Source organism: Pseudomonas sp. A214 (assembly GCF_900156295.1).
Taxonomy (GTDB): domain Bacteria; phylum Pseudomonadota; class Gammaproteobacteria; order Pseudomonadales; family Pseudomonadaceae; genus Aquipseudomonas; species Aquipseudomonas rhizophila.
Window position 1 is genome coordinate 4,571,517 of sequence record NZ_LT707062.1, and the last position, 13,761, is coordinate 4,585,277.

Here is a 13,761-nt window from a genome sequence, read left to right on the forward strand (position 1 = left end):
TGAAGAGTGCGCTCAACTCAGAGCCCGACCAGACCGGCCAAACCGCCGATGTCCGGGATTTGGTGGTAGCCATACACAGCGTTCGCCGGCTGCTCATGACCGCGGGCGACGAAGGCTTTGTTCTTGATCTTCATGTCGTGGGCCGACATCAGGTCGTAGCGAAAGCTGGACGAGACATGCAGCACATCCTCCGGCCCGCAGCCGAGGTTATCGAGCATGAATTCGAAGGCCGCCAGGCGCGGCTTGTAGGCCTGGGCCTGCTGGGCGGTAAAGACTTTATGGAAAGGCGCGCCAAGCTTGTCGACGTTGGACATGATCTGTTCGTCCATCGCGTTGGAAAAAATCACCAGGGGAATCTTGTCGGCGATTTTCGACAGACCCGCCGGTACATCGGCGTGAGGGCCCCACGTGGGCACGGCGTCGTAATAGAGCTGGCCTTCGCCCCGATATTCGACACCCCAGCGCTTGCAGACCCGCATCAGGGACGTCTTGATGATTTCATCATAGGGCCGCCACTCGCCCATCACCTGATCCAGACGATAAGCGGAGAAATCCTTGACGAACTGGTCCATCTGCCCGGCATCGACACGATCGGCGAACAGCTCGCGGGTCATGGTGCCCATTTGGAAGTTGGTCAACGTGCCGTAGCAGTCGAAGGTGATGTACTTGGGTCGAAGAAAGCTCATGAGTGCGGTCCTGGATTTGTTGTTGAAGGCAATGCCGAGGCAAACATTGATGCCGTTCGTGAAGCACCGGTACAACGCTGCATCACGTTTTTATTACAACACCATGAGACCGTGGATAAACGGTTAAAAATACCGGCCGCTTGGTACAAACCACCGTTTTGCAGGGCTCGCTCAGCAGACTTTGCGGGATGCTCCAGACACGGGCGTTGCACCCGTGTTTCTGTGGGTTTGCGGACAGTTATGGTGCGTCTGGCGACGCAGTGAAGGCCGCTTTGCGGCAGAATCTACGCCTGCAGCGGGCCGTTCCAGCATCCAGGTTGAACGGGCCGCCGCTATCGCGAGCAGGCTCGCTCCCACAGGGTTTTGATGGGGCAGCCACCTTTGTGTTTGCCACAGATTCATTGCCGGAGTGAGCCTGCTCGCGATGACGTCAGGCTTTCAACTCAGCCTCAAGAAAACTCACCAACGCCTGCACCCGAGCGCTGCGAACTTTGCGCGACGGCACCAGCAGGTTGATCGGTGCGCTGTCGAATTGCCAATCAGCGAGCACCCGGACCAGGTTGCCCTCGGCGATGGCTCTGCTGACATCCCATTGCGAGCGCAGCACCAGGCCCAGCCCCTCTTCGGCCCAGCGTCGGGCCACGCTGCCGTCGTTGCTCAGCAATGCTGGCTGGATGCGCAGGGTCTTGCGCTCCTGCTCATTGTGCAGATGCCACAGCGTGACGTCCTCATCGTTTTCGCGAATGCAAATACAGCGGTGCTCAGCCAGTTGCTCCGGTGAAGACGGCGTGCCGTGCCGCTCCAGGTAGGCGGGGCTGGCGCACAACCAGCGGGCATTGTGGCTCAGGGGCCGGGCGACCCACTGGCTGTCACTGAGGTTGCCGATGTGAATCACCGCATCACTGTCGTGACGATCAGGCCAGGGCGTTTCCCGTAGATCCAAGTGCAGGCACAACTGTGGGTGCAACCTGGCAAAACGCGCCAGCAACGGCGCGATGCGTTGCCGTCCATAGCCGAACGGCGCCGCCAGCCTGAGGGTGCCGGCCAGTTGATCGTCCGGCTGTTTGAACGATTCGGGAAGCGCCTCCAGTTGCTCCAGCAACAGCGCGCTCTGGCGGGAGAAGCGCTCGCCATCGGCGGTGAGGCTCAAGCGCCGAGCATCGCGGTTGGCCAGGGTCAGGCCGAGCAGTGTCTCCAGTTTGCGTAAGCGCATGGACAACGCAGGTGGCGAGACATTGAGGGCCCTGGCCGCTGCGCTCAACGACTCGGAGCGCGCCAGCGTCACGGCCATGCGCAGGTCTTCGATGCTAATCATTCAGTTCAACTTAATGATTGATGACGCAACATTGAACCACGACTTCACGATCACTGAGTAGAGTCGCCCTGTCCCTATCCATCGAGTGCTGCTCATGACCGCCTCAATTCCCCTCCTTGATACCCCTGTCGCGCTCATCGATGTACCGCGCATGCAGCGCAACATCCAGCGCATGCAGCAACGCATGGACACCTTGGGTGTGCGTCTACGGCCCCACATCAAGACCAGTAAATGCCTGCCCGTGATTCAGGCGCAGATCGCCGCGGGCGCCAACGGTGTCACCGTGTCTACCTTGAAGGAGGCGCAACATTGTTTCGCAGCCGGCATCCAGGACATTTTCTACGCCGTGGCCATGGCGCCCGGCAAACTGGCCCAGGCCCTGATGCTCAAGCGCCAAGGCTGTCGCTTGAGCATCCTCACGGACAGCCTGACGGCGGCCCGGGCCATCGTCGATTTCGGCCAGCAGCACGATGAGCGGTTCGAGGTCTGGATCGAGATCGATTGCGACGGCCATCGGTCCGGCGTGCGGGTCGAGGACGATTCACTCGTGGGCATCGCCCGGCTACTTGATGAAGGCGGCATGCAGCTTTGCGGCGTGATGACCCACGCCGGCTCCAGCTACGAACTCGATACGCCAGACGCGCTGCAAGCCTTGGCCGAACAGGAACGCAACCTCTGCGTTCGTGCAGCCCAACGCATTCGCGAGGCCGGGCTGGCCTGCCCTGAGGTGAGCATCGGCTCCACACCCACGGCGCTGTCGGCACAGAACCTGGAAGGCGTCACCGAAGTTCGCGCAGGCGTCTATGTATTCTTCGACCTGGTGATGCACAACGTCGGCGTCTGCCAGGCAGGCGAACTGGCGCTGAGCGTGCTGACCAGCGTCATCGGTCATCAACAGGAAAAAGGCTGGATCATCACCGATGCCGGCTGGATGGCCATGAGTCGTGACCGGGGTACGCAGCGCCAGTCACGGGACTTCGGCTATGGACAAGTGTGTAGCGAAACCGGCGACTGGATCGACGGCGCGCTGCTCACCAGCGCCAATCAGGAGCACGGCATCATCACCCTGACGAACGCCGAGCACGTGGATATCACCGCGCGGTTTCCCATCGGCAGCCGCCTGCGCATCCTGCCCAACCATGCTTGTGCCACTGGCGCACAGTTCCCTCATTACGTCGCCTGTGATGCCACGGGCCAAGTGCACAACTGGAGCCGTCTGCATGGCTGGTGAAATCGGGTTTATCCATACCACTCACGCCGCAGCGCCGGGTGGACATTACGCCCAGGCGCTGTCGTACCAGGGCGTCCTGTATGTGTCCGGGCAATTGCCGGTACGCGCCGATGGCAGCCACAGCGTCGACCAGCCCTTCGAGGTCCAGGCCGCCATCGCCCTGGAAAACCTGCTGGCGATTCTCGACGCCGCTGGCCGGGGACCGAGGGATCTGGTGAAGGTGACGGTCTATGTCGCCGGCATCGAACACTGGCCGGCCTTCGACCGAATCTATGCCCGCTATCTGGGCGAGCACCGCCCCGCACGCGCCGTGGTGCCCGTCCCGGCGCTGCATCATGGCTACCTGATTGAAGTCCAAGCGCTGGCGCGCGACGCAAGCCATTCCTAAGGGAAGTGGATGCCCCTGTGGAGCGGGATCGAAAGCCAATGCCTGAATCGGCCAGCGTCGCCAGCACTGGCAAGCTTGTCTGAACCCAAGGGCTACGCCCTGAAACGGATGCCGCTACGTTTTTGCCAAGTTAGCGCGCCAGATACAGCAGATTCTCCTTTGCCAAGGTCGAGAACGGCACAATTGATCAGGGCCGCTTTGTTAGTTTATTGAGCAGACACGGCATAGCGACCTGCTGCAGGCCATGCCATAAACGCTCTATGGGAGCCCGTTGGATGACAACCCGATCTTCGAACAGCTACACCCTTGATCCGCACACAACCAGACAGCTTTATATCAATGGTGACTGGTCGTCCCCGGCACATGCGGCCACCTTGCCGGTGATCAACCCGGCCACCGAAGAGGTTGTTGCCCAAGTCGCCCAAGGGTCGTGTGAGGATGTTGATCGGGCGGTCGCGGCGGCGCGTGCGGCCTTCCCCGGCTGGTCCTCGACTTCGCCAGCTTCGCGCGCGCTGGTGATCGGCAGAATCCATGAACTGATCCTTGAACGAAAGGAGGCGCTGGCCCAGGCGCTCTCTCTGGAAATGGGCGCGGCCATCGGTTTTGCCCGGGCGATGCAAGTGCCACTGGCGGCCGAGCACGTGCGCGTGGCCCGCGATGTGCTGTCCAGCTATTGTTTCCAGAAGGTCGAAGGCGGCACAGCCATTACCCGCGAACCCATCGGCGTCTGCGGTCTCATTACGCCGTGGAACTGGCCGCTGTATCAGATCACCGCAAAAGTCGCTCCGGCCATTGCGGCGGGTTGCACGGTCGTTCTCAAACCCAGCGAACTGTCGCCCCTGAGCGCCCTGCTCTTCGCGCAACTGGTGCATGACGCGGGCCTTCCTCCCGGTGTCTTCAACCTGGTGAACGGCAGCGGTGCCGAGGTCGGTGCGGCCATGGCGGCGCATCCCGATATCGACATGATCTCCATCACCGGCTCGAACCGCGCAGGCGCGTTGGTGGCCCAGGCGGCCGCCCCGACGGTGAAACGCGTGACCCAGGAGTTGGGCGGCAAGTCACCGAACGTGCTGCTGCCAGACGCTGACTTCGACAAAGCCGTGCCACCGGGGGTGATGTCGGCGTTTCGCAATGTCGGCCAGTCATGCAGCGCACCAACCCGCATGATCGTGCCAAGAAACAGGTTAGCGGAGGTCGAAGCCCTGGCTGCCGCCACCGCCAATGCGATCATCGTCGGTGATCCGCAATCGGAAGAAACCATCCTCGGTCCCATCGCCAATCAAGCCCAGTTCAAGCGCGTGCAGGCCATGATCGAAGTGGGCCTGAACGAGGGTGCAAAACTGCTGTGTGGTGGGCCAGGCCGCGTGCAGGGTTTTGCAAAAGGCTTCTACACGCGCCCCACTGTGTTCTCCGAGGTGGACAGCGCCATGCGCATCGCCCAGGAAGAAATCTTCGGCCCGGTGCTGTGCATCATCCCCTATGACACGGTGGATGAAGCGGTCGCCATCGCCAACGACACCGTCTATGGGCTAGGCGCTCACGTTCAGGGTCAGGACCTTGAACAGGCGCGCAGCGTTGCCTCGCGTATCCGCGCAGGGCAAGTGCTGTTGAACTATCCGGCGTGGAATCCGATGGCGCCGTTCGGTGGCTACAAGCGTTCCGGCAATGGCCGTGAGTATGGTCTCCATGGGTTTGAGGAGTACCTGGAGATCAAGGCGATTGTGGGCTTTGGCTAAGACCCGCTACCGCGCCTACTCCTCGGAGCGCCCCTTACCCTCACGATCATGCGGGTAGTGCCTGGTGAACGGAAACGCCGGCAACCAGGACTCACGGCGCACGGTCCAGCTTTCGTAGGTGGGCATCAGTTGATCCGGGGCATCCAGCGTTCCCAGGTTCACTTCCACCTCGTCGCCGCTACGGGCAAACACCGACGAGCCGCAGCGCGGGCAGAAGAAGCGCCCGGCGTAGTCCCGGGTTTCGCCCTCGATCGTCACGGCATCCTGGGGAAACACGGCGGAGGCGTAGAAGAGCGCCCCGTGATGCTTGCGGCAGTCGAGGCAGTGGCAAAGACCAACCCGGTACGGGCGCCCCGAGGCTTGGATGCGAACGTTGCCGCACAGGCAACCGCCGGTGAATTGGTCCATGGTACGTCTCCTCTGCAGTCATGTGGTCGGGTTTCATGACCCGGATCGGTCGAGAACAGGCGCATGCTGTGCCATCAACTCCACCACCCATTCAATGAACACCCGCAACTTGGCGCTGATGTGTCGGTTAGGAGGATAGGCCACGTAGAGCGGCATCGGGTCGAGGCGCCAGTCTTCGAACAGGCGCACCAACTCACCTCGCGCCTGGTGGGATCTGGACATGTACTCGGGTAGCCAGAGCACACCCAACCCCGCCAGGCCGGCCGCGAGGTAGGCGTTGCCATCATCGACGGCCAGTGCGTAGCGTCCTTTGATGTGCAAATGCTCGCCGTGGTTGTGCATGGCGTAAGGGAGCGGTTTGCCGGTGCGCGCCCAGAGGAAGCCGACGATGCGATGCTGGGAATCTTCCAGTTCTCGCGGATGCGCAGGCGTGCCCACGCGCTGCAGATAGCTCGGTGCGGCAAACACGCCAAGAGCCAGGTCGCCGACGCGCCGGGCGATCAGCGACTGATCCGTCAGCTCGCCGCCGCGCACCACGCAATCGACGTTTTCATCGAGCATGTCGACGATGCGGTCGCTTGCGCCCATGTCGATCTGAATGTCCGGGTATCGCGCGTAAAATTGCGGCAATGCCGGCATCAGGATCATGGTCGCCAACGGGCTTGGCACGTCCACTCGCAATCGCCCTCTGGGCAGTGCCTGAGCGCCGGACAGGCTGGTCTCGGCATCGTCCATGTCGGCCAGCAGGCGAATCACCCGCTCGTAATAAGCGGCGCCGTCAGCGGTGACGTTGACCTTGCGCGTGGTGCGGTTAAGCAACTTGACGCGCAGCCGGGCCTCCAGTTGCTGCACCAGTTGGGTCACGGTGGTCTTGCTCATGTGCAGTGTTTCGGCGGCCTTGGTAAAGCTGCCCGCCTCCACCACTCGAACGAATGCTTGCATCGCGTCGAAACGATCCATTGCTGCCCCGGGTGTTCGTCAGATTGTTTGGATTTTACAAACAGTGATCGCCAAGGTTGCTCGTTTATCGTCCGCGCACAAGCCCCTAGAGTGTTTTCAACATTGAATCCGACCCTTTGATGGAGGCACCCATGACACAGCGCGATGTAGTTTTCCCCGCCGGACGCCAGGCACTTTATGAGCGTAATCGCTATTCGCCGGCGATTCGTTCCAATGGCTTTTTGTTCGTATCGGGGCAAGTCGGCAGCACCGAAGACGGCTCGCCAGAGCCTGAACTGGAGGACCAGGTTCGGCGGGCGTTCAACAACCTGAAGGCGATTCTCGCCGCCGCCGATTGCACCTTTGATGATGTGGTTGACGTCACCGTGTTCATCGTCGACCCCAAATCGACATTCGAAACGATCTGGAAAGTGGTGCCCGAATTCTGGGGCAGCGCACCGCACCCGACGCTCACGGCGGTGGGGGTGACCTGGTTGTATGGTTTTCAGTTCGAGATCAAGGTGATTGCCAGGTTGCCTGAAACCGCCCAGGGGTGAGCTGACTGGCGGTGGGTCAGGTTGCGGCTGTTGAATGTCCCGCCGTCTTCGCGAGCAGGCTCGCTCCCACAGGGGATTGTGTTGACCCACCCATCGAGACCGACACAGATCCAATGTGGGAGCGAGCCTGCTCGCGATAGCGGACTGTCAGCCTGCGCCGCTCAACCTTTCAACGCTGCTTCGATGGCCGCGATGTCGATCTTTGTCATCTCCATCATGGCTTCGAACGCGCGCTTGGCCGCTGCCTGATCGGGATTGGCTATCGCGGCGGTCAGCACGCGCGGGGTGATCTGCCAGGACAGGCCCCACTTGTCCTTGCACCAGCCGCAGGCACTGGCCTGGCCGCCATTGCCGATAATCGCATCCCACAAGCGGTCCGTTTCGGCCTGGTCATCAGTCGCGACCTGGAACGAAAAAGCCTCGGTATGCTGGAACGCCGGGCCTCCGTTCAGCCCCAGGCAGGGAATGCCCATTACCGTGAACTCGACCGTCAGCACATCGCCCTGCTTGCCCATCGGGTAGTCACCGGGGGCGTGATGAACAGCCTGCACCGCACTGTCCGGGAACGTCGCGGCGTAGAACTGCGCAGCCTCCAGCGCAGCACCGTCGTACCAGAGACAAATCGTGTTTTTGTTATTCATCCGATCTCTCCGAGAGATAACTGGACGGTAAAGTCTAGCAGTCTCTGCGTTGGCGCAAGGCTAGCGGACCAGTGGACTCATCCGCTCCCCATGACTGACCATCCAGCGAATCATGCTCGCCAGAGGCACCCGGTAATTCTGGATGTCGCACGCGCCAACCTGGTCATGGCTGTACAACTCCAGGTAACGGCTGAGCAGTAAATGTCGGCCATCCTCCGTCAACTGCAACTCGATCTCCCGGCAATGCAGAATGCCTTGCTCAAGGTTTTTCACTCGCCGGTGCAGAACCAATACAGGGTTACTCATCCACGGTCTCTCCCTCCGGGCAGGCGTCGTCCCCCGCCACCGCGCCCAACTTGCCCTGGGCGACAAAATCGGCGCGCCGCTGCGCTACCGCGTCACGAAGCGCCACGTAGTAATCCGGCCGGGCCCGCAACTTGTCCGTCAGCGGGAGCGCCTCGGCACGACCATCAACGACCCCACCTACGGTATTGATCGTGCCTAACGTATCGACCGTATCGCTGTTGCTGCCGAACGGATCGACCGTAGAACTCAGCAGTTTGCCGGTTGCGTCGCGCAGGTTGGACGTTCCCAGCAACGGCAGTTCGACGATCGGCCCGGGAGCGATGTTCCAGACGCCGAACGTCTGGCCGAAATCGGCCTTGTGGCGCTCGATACCCAGTTTGCCCGACACATCGATCAGCCCGACGATGCCTGCGGTGGTGTTGATGACGAAGCGACCCAGGGTGTTGACCGAGCGTTGAGCGTTGCCTTGCAGCAGATCGTTGATGAAGACCTTGGGCTCACCGAAGTTCGCCACGAAGTTATGCACCCCCGTCTGCACCACGTCCGGAAGCTTGAGATAACCACGGGCAACCGGGGCCAGCGCATAGTCATCGACAGTCCGGTTGAAGGCGAAGATACCCCGGTTGACGGGCTCTGCCGGATCATCGACGGTGTAGCTCGCACGTTCACAACTGCCAGGGGTTGCAGCGGGCGTGCTGGTGCAGCCGCTGGCGAATGCCACGAGTCCTACGACAACAGTGCAACGAACAAACAGCGGAGCGGGCTTGGTGATCGGCATACAAGGCTATCTCGGCGAGGAATTGGGGCGATACCGGTCAGTTTGGGAAGACACCGCCGTACACAGCTCTGGTGGCGAGGGTTGTGTTGGGTTGGCCGTCGTTTAACTGACTGACATCGGGTGATCCTGCCCCTGATTCTTTGCCTGAAGATTTCCACAACATTGCTCGTCGGCAACTTTATTACCGAGTTGAAATATATGACGCAGGCCCCGGATTGACCCTAGTATCCCCTTCTGTATTCATTGCCCTGCGTGCCCACTGTGAGCCATCTATTACTGGTGGACGACGACCTCGAAGTCCTCGCCCTCTTGCGCAAATTCCTCGAGCAACATGGCTATAGCGTCGAAGTGGCCGCCGACGGTGCTGCCCTGTGGCAGGCGGTGGCGCGTCGCTTGCCGGACCTGATCATCCTCGATGTCATGTTGCCGGGAGACAGTGGACTGGTGCTCTGCCAGCGACTGCGGGCCGAGCATACGGTCGGCATCATCATGCTCACGGCCATGGGTGAGCTGAGTGATCGCGTCGTCGGTCTTGAGTTGGGGGCGGATGATTACCTGACCAAGCCGTTCGATGCGCGCGAGCTGCTGGCCAGGGTGCGCGCCGTGCTCAGGCGCACCGGCGAAGCCAGGGGCACATTGAACAACAACTCGCGCCTGATTCTGGAGTTCGAAAACTGGCAATTGGACGTCGCCCGCCGCGAGTTGCGCTCACCGGACAAAGTCATGATCCCGCTGTCCACCGGCGAGTTTGAGTTGCTGCTGGTCTTTGCCGAACACCCGCGCCGGGTCCTCACTCGCCAGCAATTGCTGGACCTGGCCCGCGGCGAAACATACGACGCCTTCGATCGCAGCATCGACGTCCAGGTCAGCCGGCTGCGCCGCAAGCTGGAGAGCGATATCACTGGCCCATCGATGATCCGCACCATTCGCAACAGCGGCTACCTTTTCAGCCCCCATGTGGTGAAGCGATGAAGCCCCGGCACTCAGCTTTCCATCGGCCACGCGATACGGTAGCCCGCTGGATTGCCCTGACCACCATGCTCGCCATGCTGACTTTACTGGCCCTGAACGAGCTGTTCGGCCTGTTGGCTGGGACCTGGGCACGCCCTCCCCTGATGGAAACCGGCCTGATGGAGAAAGCCGCCGCCATCACTCGTATCATCGACTCGGTGGCGCCCGGACAACGGCCCGATATCGCCAGGGCAGCCAGCGACCAGGCGTTCACCGCACAATGGTTGCCCCGTCGTGAAGACGCACGAGTGCCGGTGATCGACGACCCACAGTTCAGTGAGGGGGCGACGTTCCTGCGCAAGCAACTGGGCAGGCCCGAGGCCAGGATAGAGGCCTTCGAGCCCGGCGATTGGCCCGCCGACCAGCCAGACAGGCGCTACGCGGTCCTCATCCAATTGGCCGACGATTCCTGGGTGGAATTTTCCGTAGCCTCTCGCAGTTGGGGCCTGAAAGAGTGGATGCGCAACCTGATCATTATCGGGCTGATTCTTCTATCGACGTTTATCGTCGCCCTGATTGCTACACGGCATCTGGCGACACCGCTGGAACGCTTTGCCGAAGGCGCCAGGCGCTTTGGCGTGGACTTCAGGGCGCCGCCCATCCCGGTGGTCGGGCCTCACGAAATCCGTCAGGCGATCCTCGCGTTCAATGCCATGCAGGCCCAGCTGCAACACTTCGTCCAGGACCGCACGCAGATGCTCGCAGCCATCTCCCACGACCTGCGCGCCCCCCTGACCCGCATGCGCCTGCGTGGAGAGTTCATCGACGACGCCGAACAGCAATCGAGGCTGTTCAGGGACGTGGATGAAATGCAGGCGATGGTCAATAGTGCGCTGGAATTCTTCCGCGACGAAGCTCGGCTCGAACACGCCACCGCGTTCGACCTGGCCGAACTGCTGCACACGGTCGTCGACGACTTCAAGGATGCCGGCACCGAGGTTTCATTCGAGGGCGCTCCTCGTTTCGTTTACATGGGCCGGCCCATCGGGATCAAGCGAGCCCTGGTCAACCTGATCGACAATGCGAGCAAATATGGCAGCGAGCCGGGCGTTCAGCTCAAGGCGTTCATGGACCGTGTCGAAATTCGCGTCCACGACCGCGGGCCTGGTATCGCCCCGCAGTTCCACGAGCAAGTCTTCGCGCCCTTCTTTCGCATCGAAGGCTCGCGCAACAAGCACACCGGCGGTGTCGGGCTGGGGCTGTCGGCAGCGCGGGCGACGGTGCTGGAGCATGGCGGGACGCTGACCCTCAGGAATCGGCGGGGCGGCGGCCTGGAGGTCAAGGTCTCGCTGCCGCTCAATTGACCCCGGCACCATACGCCGGCAAACAATGTTCTAAACAACACGCGCCTTCCTCGGTAGGATGTCCGACCTTTTGACCAGGACCGGCCTACCGGAATTGCCCTGATGATTCTGATCATTTACGCCCACCCCTACCCTGACCAATCACGGGTCAACCAGCAAATGCTCCAGCGGGCATCCAGCCATCCGGACGTGGTCATACGGTCTCTCTACGATCTTTATCCGGACTTCGACATCGACGTCGAGGCCGAACAACGCGCCATCGAACAGTGCCAACTGCTCGTCCTCCAACACCCGATGTATTGGTACAGCATGCCGCCGCTGCTGAAATTGTGGATCGATAAAGTGTTCACCCATGGCTGGGCCTATGGCAGAGACGCCACAGCCCTCAAAGACAAGCCCCTGCTGTGGGCCGTCTCCACGGGTGGCAACCACGATCATTTCCAGATCGGCGCCTACCCGGGCTTCCAGGTGCTGGCCCAGCCCCTCCACGCAACGGCCGTCTACTGCCACATGCGCTGGCTGGAGCCGGTCGTGGTACACGGCGCGTATGCCGGCGCGTCCGAAACCCTGGATGCACAAATCGAACACTACAGCGCACGCCTGGCCTCCTGGAAGGAAGATTGATATGGAGACTCACAGCCTGATTGAACTGCTTATCTACCTGGGTTCGGCAGTGTTGATCGTGCCGATTGCCGTCAGGTTGGGCCTGGGCCCGGTGTTGGGTTATCTGCTGGCCGGGTGCGTGATCGGCCCGTGGGGACTCAAGCTCGTTACTGACGTAAAGGCGATTCTGGAATTCGCCGAAATCGGCGTCGTCCTGATGCTGTTCGTCATCGGGCTCGAGCTCGATCCCAAGCGGCTCTGGGCGTTGCGCAGGATGGTGTTCGGTGGCGGTGCCTTGCAGATGCTCGCCTGTGGCGGGGCAATCGCGGTGTTCTGTGCGGCCCTGGGGCTGAATTGGACGGCCGCGCTGCTGGTCGGCCTGACCCTGAGCCTGTCCTCCACGGCCATCGCCATGCAAGCCATGAACGAGCGCAACCTGACGTCGACCGCCGTCGGGCGCAGCAGCTTCGCCGTCCTGCTGTTCCAGGACATCGCGGCCATTCCCCTGGTTGCCATGATTCCGTTGTTGGCGGCCCACGGCGACACGCCGTCCGGCACCGCCCTGGTGCTTTCGATTATCAAGATCGTCGTGGCCATCAGCGTCGTCGTGCTGCTGGGACGCTACGTGACACGCCCGCTGCTGCGCTTCGCCGCGCGCTCGGGTCTACGTGAGATCTTCAGCGCCGTGGCGCTGTTTCTGGTGTTCGGCTTCGGGTTTCTGCTGGAAGAGGCCGGCTTGTCGATGGCCATGGGCGCGTTCCTCGCCGGGGTGCTGCTGGCCAGTTCTGAATACCGCCATGCCCTGGAAAGCGACATCGAACCGTTCAAAGGCTTGCTGCTGGGGTTGTTTTTTATCGGCGTCGGCATGTCGATCGATTTCGGCACGCTGATCAATGCACCGCTGAAGGTCATGACCCTGACCCTGGGTTTCATTCTGATCAAATTGCTGGTGATCAAGGCCGTCAGCCGTTTGCTGAACGTCCCTTCCGGCCAACGCTCATGGCAAGCGGTGTTGCTCGGCCAGGGCAGCGAGTTCGCCTTCGTGGTGTTCGGCGCCGCCACGCTGGCCGGCATTCTGACCGACCAGTGGGGCAAGAGCCTGACGCTGGCGGTGGCCCTGTCCATGTGCCTGACGCCGTTGCTGATCCTGCTGCTGGATCGAATAGAGTCCGCCACCAAGAAAGACCGCCAGGAATCCGACCTCGTCGATCAGCAGAACCCACGGGTGATCATCGCCGGGTTCGGTCGCTTCGGACAGATCGCCGGGCGTCTCTTGATGTCCTGCGGCGTCGAGGTGGTGGTGTTGGACCATGACCCCGACAACATCGAGACGCTGCGCAAATTCGGCGTAAAAGTGTTCTACGGCGACGCCACTCGCCTCGATCTGCTCCACGCGGCCGGCGCCGGCCAGGCGGTGGTGCTGATCAATGCGATTGACGACCAGCAGGACAACCTGACGCTGACCCGACTGGCCCAGGAGCACTTCCCCGCGTTGAAACTGATCGTCCGTGCGCGGGACATGGGGCACCTGATCACCCTGCGGCAGATGGGCGTAGAGACCGCCGAGCGGGAAACCTTCGAGAGCGCGCTGGCATTGGGCCGAAATGCGCTGGTGCAGATGGGCGTCGGGGCTTACGAAGCGCGCGAGCGCGCGGATCAGTTCCGTCGTTTGAATCTGCAGATGCTGGAGGAAATCGTCGCCCAGCCGGAAGACGACCTCAAGTTCAGGCACGACGCCTACCAGCGCGCCAACGCGTTGCTCACCGAAATGTTCAACGAAGACCGTGCGCGCCCCGTCGACAGTTGGCCTGACCATCATCGAAACGAAACGGATGAGGCGCGCAGCTGATCCGTCCCC

At 61.7% G+C, this 13,761-nt stretch carries 15 protein-coding genes; 8 read left to right on the forward strand and 7 right to left on the reverse strand.

All coding sequences use genetic code 11. The features are described 5' to 3' along the window. Nucleotides 1–17: 17 nt before the first annotated feature. Nucleotides 18–686 (reverse strand): haloacid dehalogenase type II, encoded by a 669-nt coding sequence (locus tag BW979_RS20375; protein WP_076385419.1) that lies wholly within the window; start codon nt 684–686, stop codon nt 18–20. Nucleotides 687–1,116: 430 nt separating this feature from the next. Then, nucleotides 1,117–2,001 (reverse strand): LysR family transcriptional regulator, encoded by an 885-nt coding sequence (locus tag BW979_RS20380; RefSeq protein WP_076385421.1) that lies wholly within the window; start codon nt 1,999–2,001, stop codon nt 1,117–1,119. A gap of 94 nt (nt 2,002–2,095) precedes the next feature. On the opposite strand from BW979_RS20380, the gene BW979_RS20385 reads away from it, so the two are divergent. From BW979_RS20385 to BW979_RS20395, 3 genes are all read left to right on the forward strand, one after another. After that, nucleotides 2,096–3,232 (forward strand): DSD1 family PLP-dependent enzyme, encoded by a 1,137-nt coding sequence (locus tag BW979_RS20385; RefSeq protein WP_076385423.1) that lies wholly within the window; start codon nt 2,096–2,098, stop codon nt 3,230–3,232. Continuing rightward, nucleotides 3,222–3,620, forward strand: a complete 399-nt coding sequence (locus BW979_RS20390) for a RidA family protein (RefSeq protein WP_076385425.1) — start codon at nt 3,222–3,224, stop codon at nt 3,618–3,620. The genes BW979_RS20385 and BW979_RS20390 overlap by 11 nt, the downstream gene beginning before the upstream one ends. 275 nt (nt 3,621–3,895) lie before the next feature. Next, nucleotides 3,896–5,356 (forward strand): aldehyde dehydrogenase family protein, encoded by a 1,461-nt coding sequence (locus tag BW979_RS20395; RefSeq protein WP_076385427.1) that lies wholly within the window; start codon nt 3,896–3,898, stop codon nt 5,354–5,356. A 15-nt stretch (nt 5,357–5,371) separates the two neighbouring features. Here BW979_RS20395 and BW979_RS20400 read toward each other — a convergent pair whose 3' ends face one another. Both BW979_RS20400 and BW979_RS20405 read right to left on the reverse strand, forming a co-directional pair. Next, a complete protein-coding gene (locus BW979_RS20400) occupies nt 5,372–5,764 on the reverse strand; it encodes a GFA family protein (RefSeq protein ID WP_047227679.1) in 393 nt (130 codons plus the stop codon). Nucleotides 5,765–5,797: 33 nt separating this feature from the next. Further along, the gene (locus tag BW979_RS20405; RefSeq protein ID WP_076385429.1) at nt 5,798–6,724 is read right to left on the reverse strand and encodes a LysR family transcriptional regulator; all 927 of its coding nucleotides are present in this window, start codon (nt 6,722–6,724) and stop codon (nt 5,798–5,800) included. Between the two features lie 131 nt (nt 6,725–6,855). On the opposite strand from BW979_RS20405, the gene BW979_RS20410 reads away from it, so the two are divergent. Continuing rightward, nucleotides 6,856–7,260, forward strand: a complete 405-nt coding sequence (locus tag BW979_RS20410; protein WP_076385431.1) for a RidA family protein — start codon at nt 6,856–6,858, stop codon at nt 7,258–7,260. 161 nt (nt 7,261–7,421) lie between these two features. Here the strand turns inward: BW979_RS20410 and BW979_RS20415 are convergent, their stop codons facing one another. The 3 genes from BW979_RS20415 to BW979_RS20425 are packed head-to-tail and all read right to left on the reverse strand — an operon-like array spanning nt 7,422 to nt 8,985. Beyond that, complete coding sequence (locus BW979_RS20415; RefSeq protein WP_047227682.1) at nt 7,422–7,901, reverse strand: VOC family protein; 480 nt, start codon at nt 7,899–7,901, stop codon at nt 7,422–7,424. A 60-nt stretch (nt 7,902–7,961) separates the two neighbouring features. Beyond that, the gene (locus BW979_RS20420; protein ID WP_047227683.1) at nt 7,962–8,207 is read right to left on the reverse strand and encodes a hypothetical protein; all 246 of its coding nucleotides are present in this window, start codon (nt 8,205–8,207) and stop codon (nt 7,962–7,964) included. Then, a complete protein-coding gene (locus BW979_RS20425) occupies nt 8,200–8,985 on the reverse strand; it encodes an MlaA family lipoprotein (protein ID WP_076385433.1) in 786 nt (261 codons plus the stop codon). Before BW979_RS20425 ends, BW979_RS20420 begins: the two co-directional genes overlap by 8 nt. A 261-nt stretch (nt 8,986–9,246) precedes the next feature. On the opposite strand from BW979_RS20425, the gene BW979_RS20430 reads away from it, so the two are divergent. From BW979_RS20430 to kefC, 4 genes are all read left to right on the forward strand, one after another. Beyond that, on the forward strand, nt 9,247–9,957 hold the full coding sequence (locus tag BW979_RS20430; protein WP_076385435.1) for a response regulator: 711 nt from the start codon (nt 9,247–9,249) through the stop codon (nt 9,955–9,957). Next, a complete protein-coding gene (locus BW979_RS20435; protein ID WP_076385437.1) occupies nt 9,954–11,300 on the forward strand; it encodes a sensor histidine kinase in 1,347 nt (448 codons plus the stop codon). Before BW979_RS20430 ends, BW979_RS20435 begins: the two co-directional genes overlap by 4 nt. A gap of 102 nt (nt 11,301–11,402) precedes the next feature. Continuing rightward, entirely contained in the window at nt 11,403–11,924 is a 522-nt protein-coding gene (gene kefF / locus BW979_RS20440) for a glutathione-regulated potassium-efflux system oxidoreductase KefF (protein WP_047227687.1), read from the forward strand. Between the two features lies 1 nt (nt 11,925). Continuing rightward, the gene (gene kefC / locus BW979_RS20445) at nt 11,926–13,752 is read left to right on the forward strand and encodes a glutathione-regulated potassium-efflux system protein KefC (protein ID WP_076385439.1); all 1,827 of its coding nucleotides are present in this window, start codon (nt 11,926–11,928) and stop codon (nt 13,750–13,752) included. Nucleotides 13,753–13,761 lie beyond the last annotated feature (9 nt).

What these genes read in the sequence shown, in the direction of transcription:
- BW979_RS20375 (WP_076385419.1), bottom strand. Translation starts at nt 686, where the DNA reads ATGAGCTTTCTTCGACCCAAGTACATCACCTTCGACTGCTACGGCACG.
- BW979_RS20415 (WP_047227682.1), bottom strand. Translation starts at nt 7,901, where the DNA reads ATGAATAACAAAAACACGATTTGTCTCTGGTACGACGGTGCTGCGCTG.
- BW979_RS20425 (WP_076385433.1), bottom strand. Translation starts at nt 8,985, where the DNA reads ATGCCGATCACCAAGCCCGCTCCGCTGTTTGTTCGTTGCACTGTTGTC.
- BW979_RS20410 (WP_076385431.1), top strand. Translation starts at nt 6,856, where the DNA reads ATGACACAGCGCGATGTAGTTTTCCCCGCCGGACGCCAGGCACTTTAT.
- kefF (WP_047227687.1), top strand. Translation starts at nt 11,403, where the DNA reads ATGATTCTGATCATTTACGCCCACCCCTACCCTGACCAATCACGGGTC.
- BW979_RS20385 (WP_076385423.1), top strand. Translation starts at nt 2,096, where the DNA reads ATGACCGCCTCAATTCCCCTCCTTGATACCCCTGTCGCGCTCATCGAT.
- kefC (WP_076385439.1), top strand. Translation starts at nt 11,926, where the DNA reads ATGGAGACTCACAGCCTGATTGAACTGCTTATCTACCTGGGTTCGGCA.
- BW979_RS20400 (WP_047227679.1), bottom strand. Translation starts at nt 5,764, where the DNA reads ATGGACCAATTCACCGGCGGTTGCCTGTGCGGCAACGTTCGCATCCAA.
- BW979_RS20435 (WP_076385437.1), top strand. Translation starts at nt 9,954, where the DNA reads ATGAAGCCCCGGCACTCAGCTTTCCATCGGCCACGCGATACGGTAGCC.
- BW979_RS20380 (WP_076385421.1), bottom strand. Translation starts at nt 2,001, where the DNA reads ATGATTAGCATCGAAGACCTGCGCATGGCCGTGACGCTGGCGCGCTCC.
- BW979_RS20390 (WP_076385425.1), top strand. Translation starts at nt 3,222, where the DNA reads ATGGCTGGTGAAATCGGGTTTATCCATACCACTCACGCCGCAGCGCCG.
- BW979_RS20405 (WP_076385429.1), bottom strand. Translation starts at nt 6,724, where the DNA reads ATGGATCGTTTCGACGCGATGCAAGCATTCGTTCGAGTGGTGGAGGCG.
- BW979_RS20395 (WP_076385427.1), top strand. Translation starts at nt 3,896, where the DNA reads ATGACAACCCGATCTTCGAACAGCTACACCCTTGATCCGCACACAACC.
- BW979_RS20420 (WP_047227683.1), bottom strand. Translation starts at nt 8,207, where the DNA reads ATGAGTAACCCTGTATTGGTTCTGCACCGGCGAGTGAAAAACCTTGAG.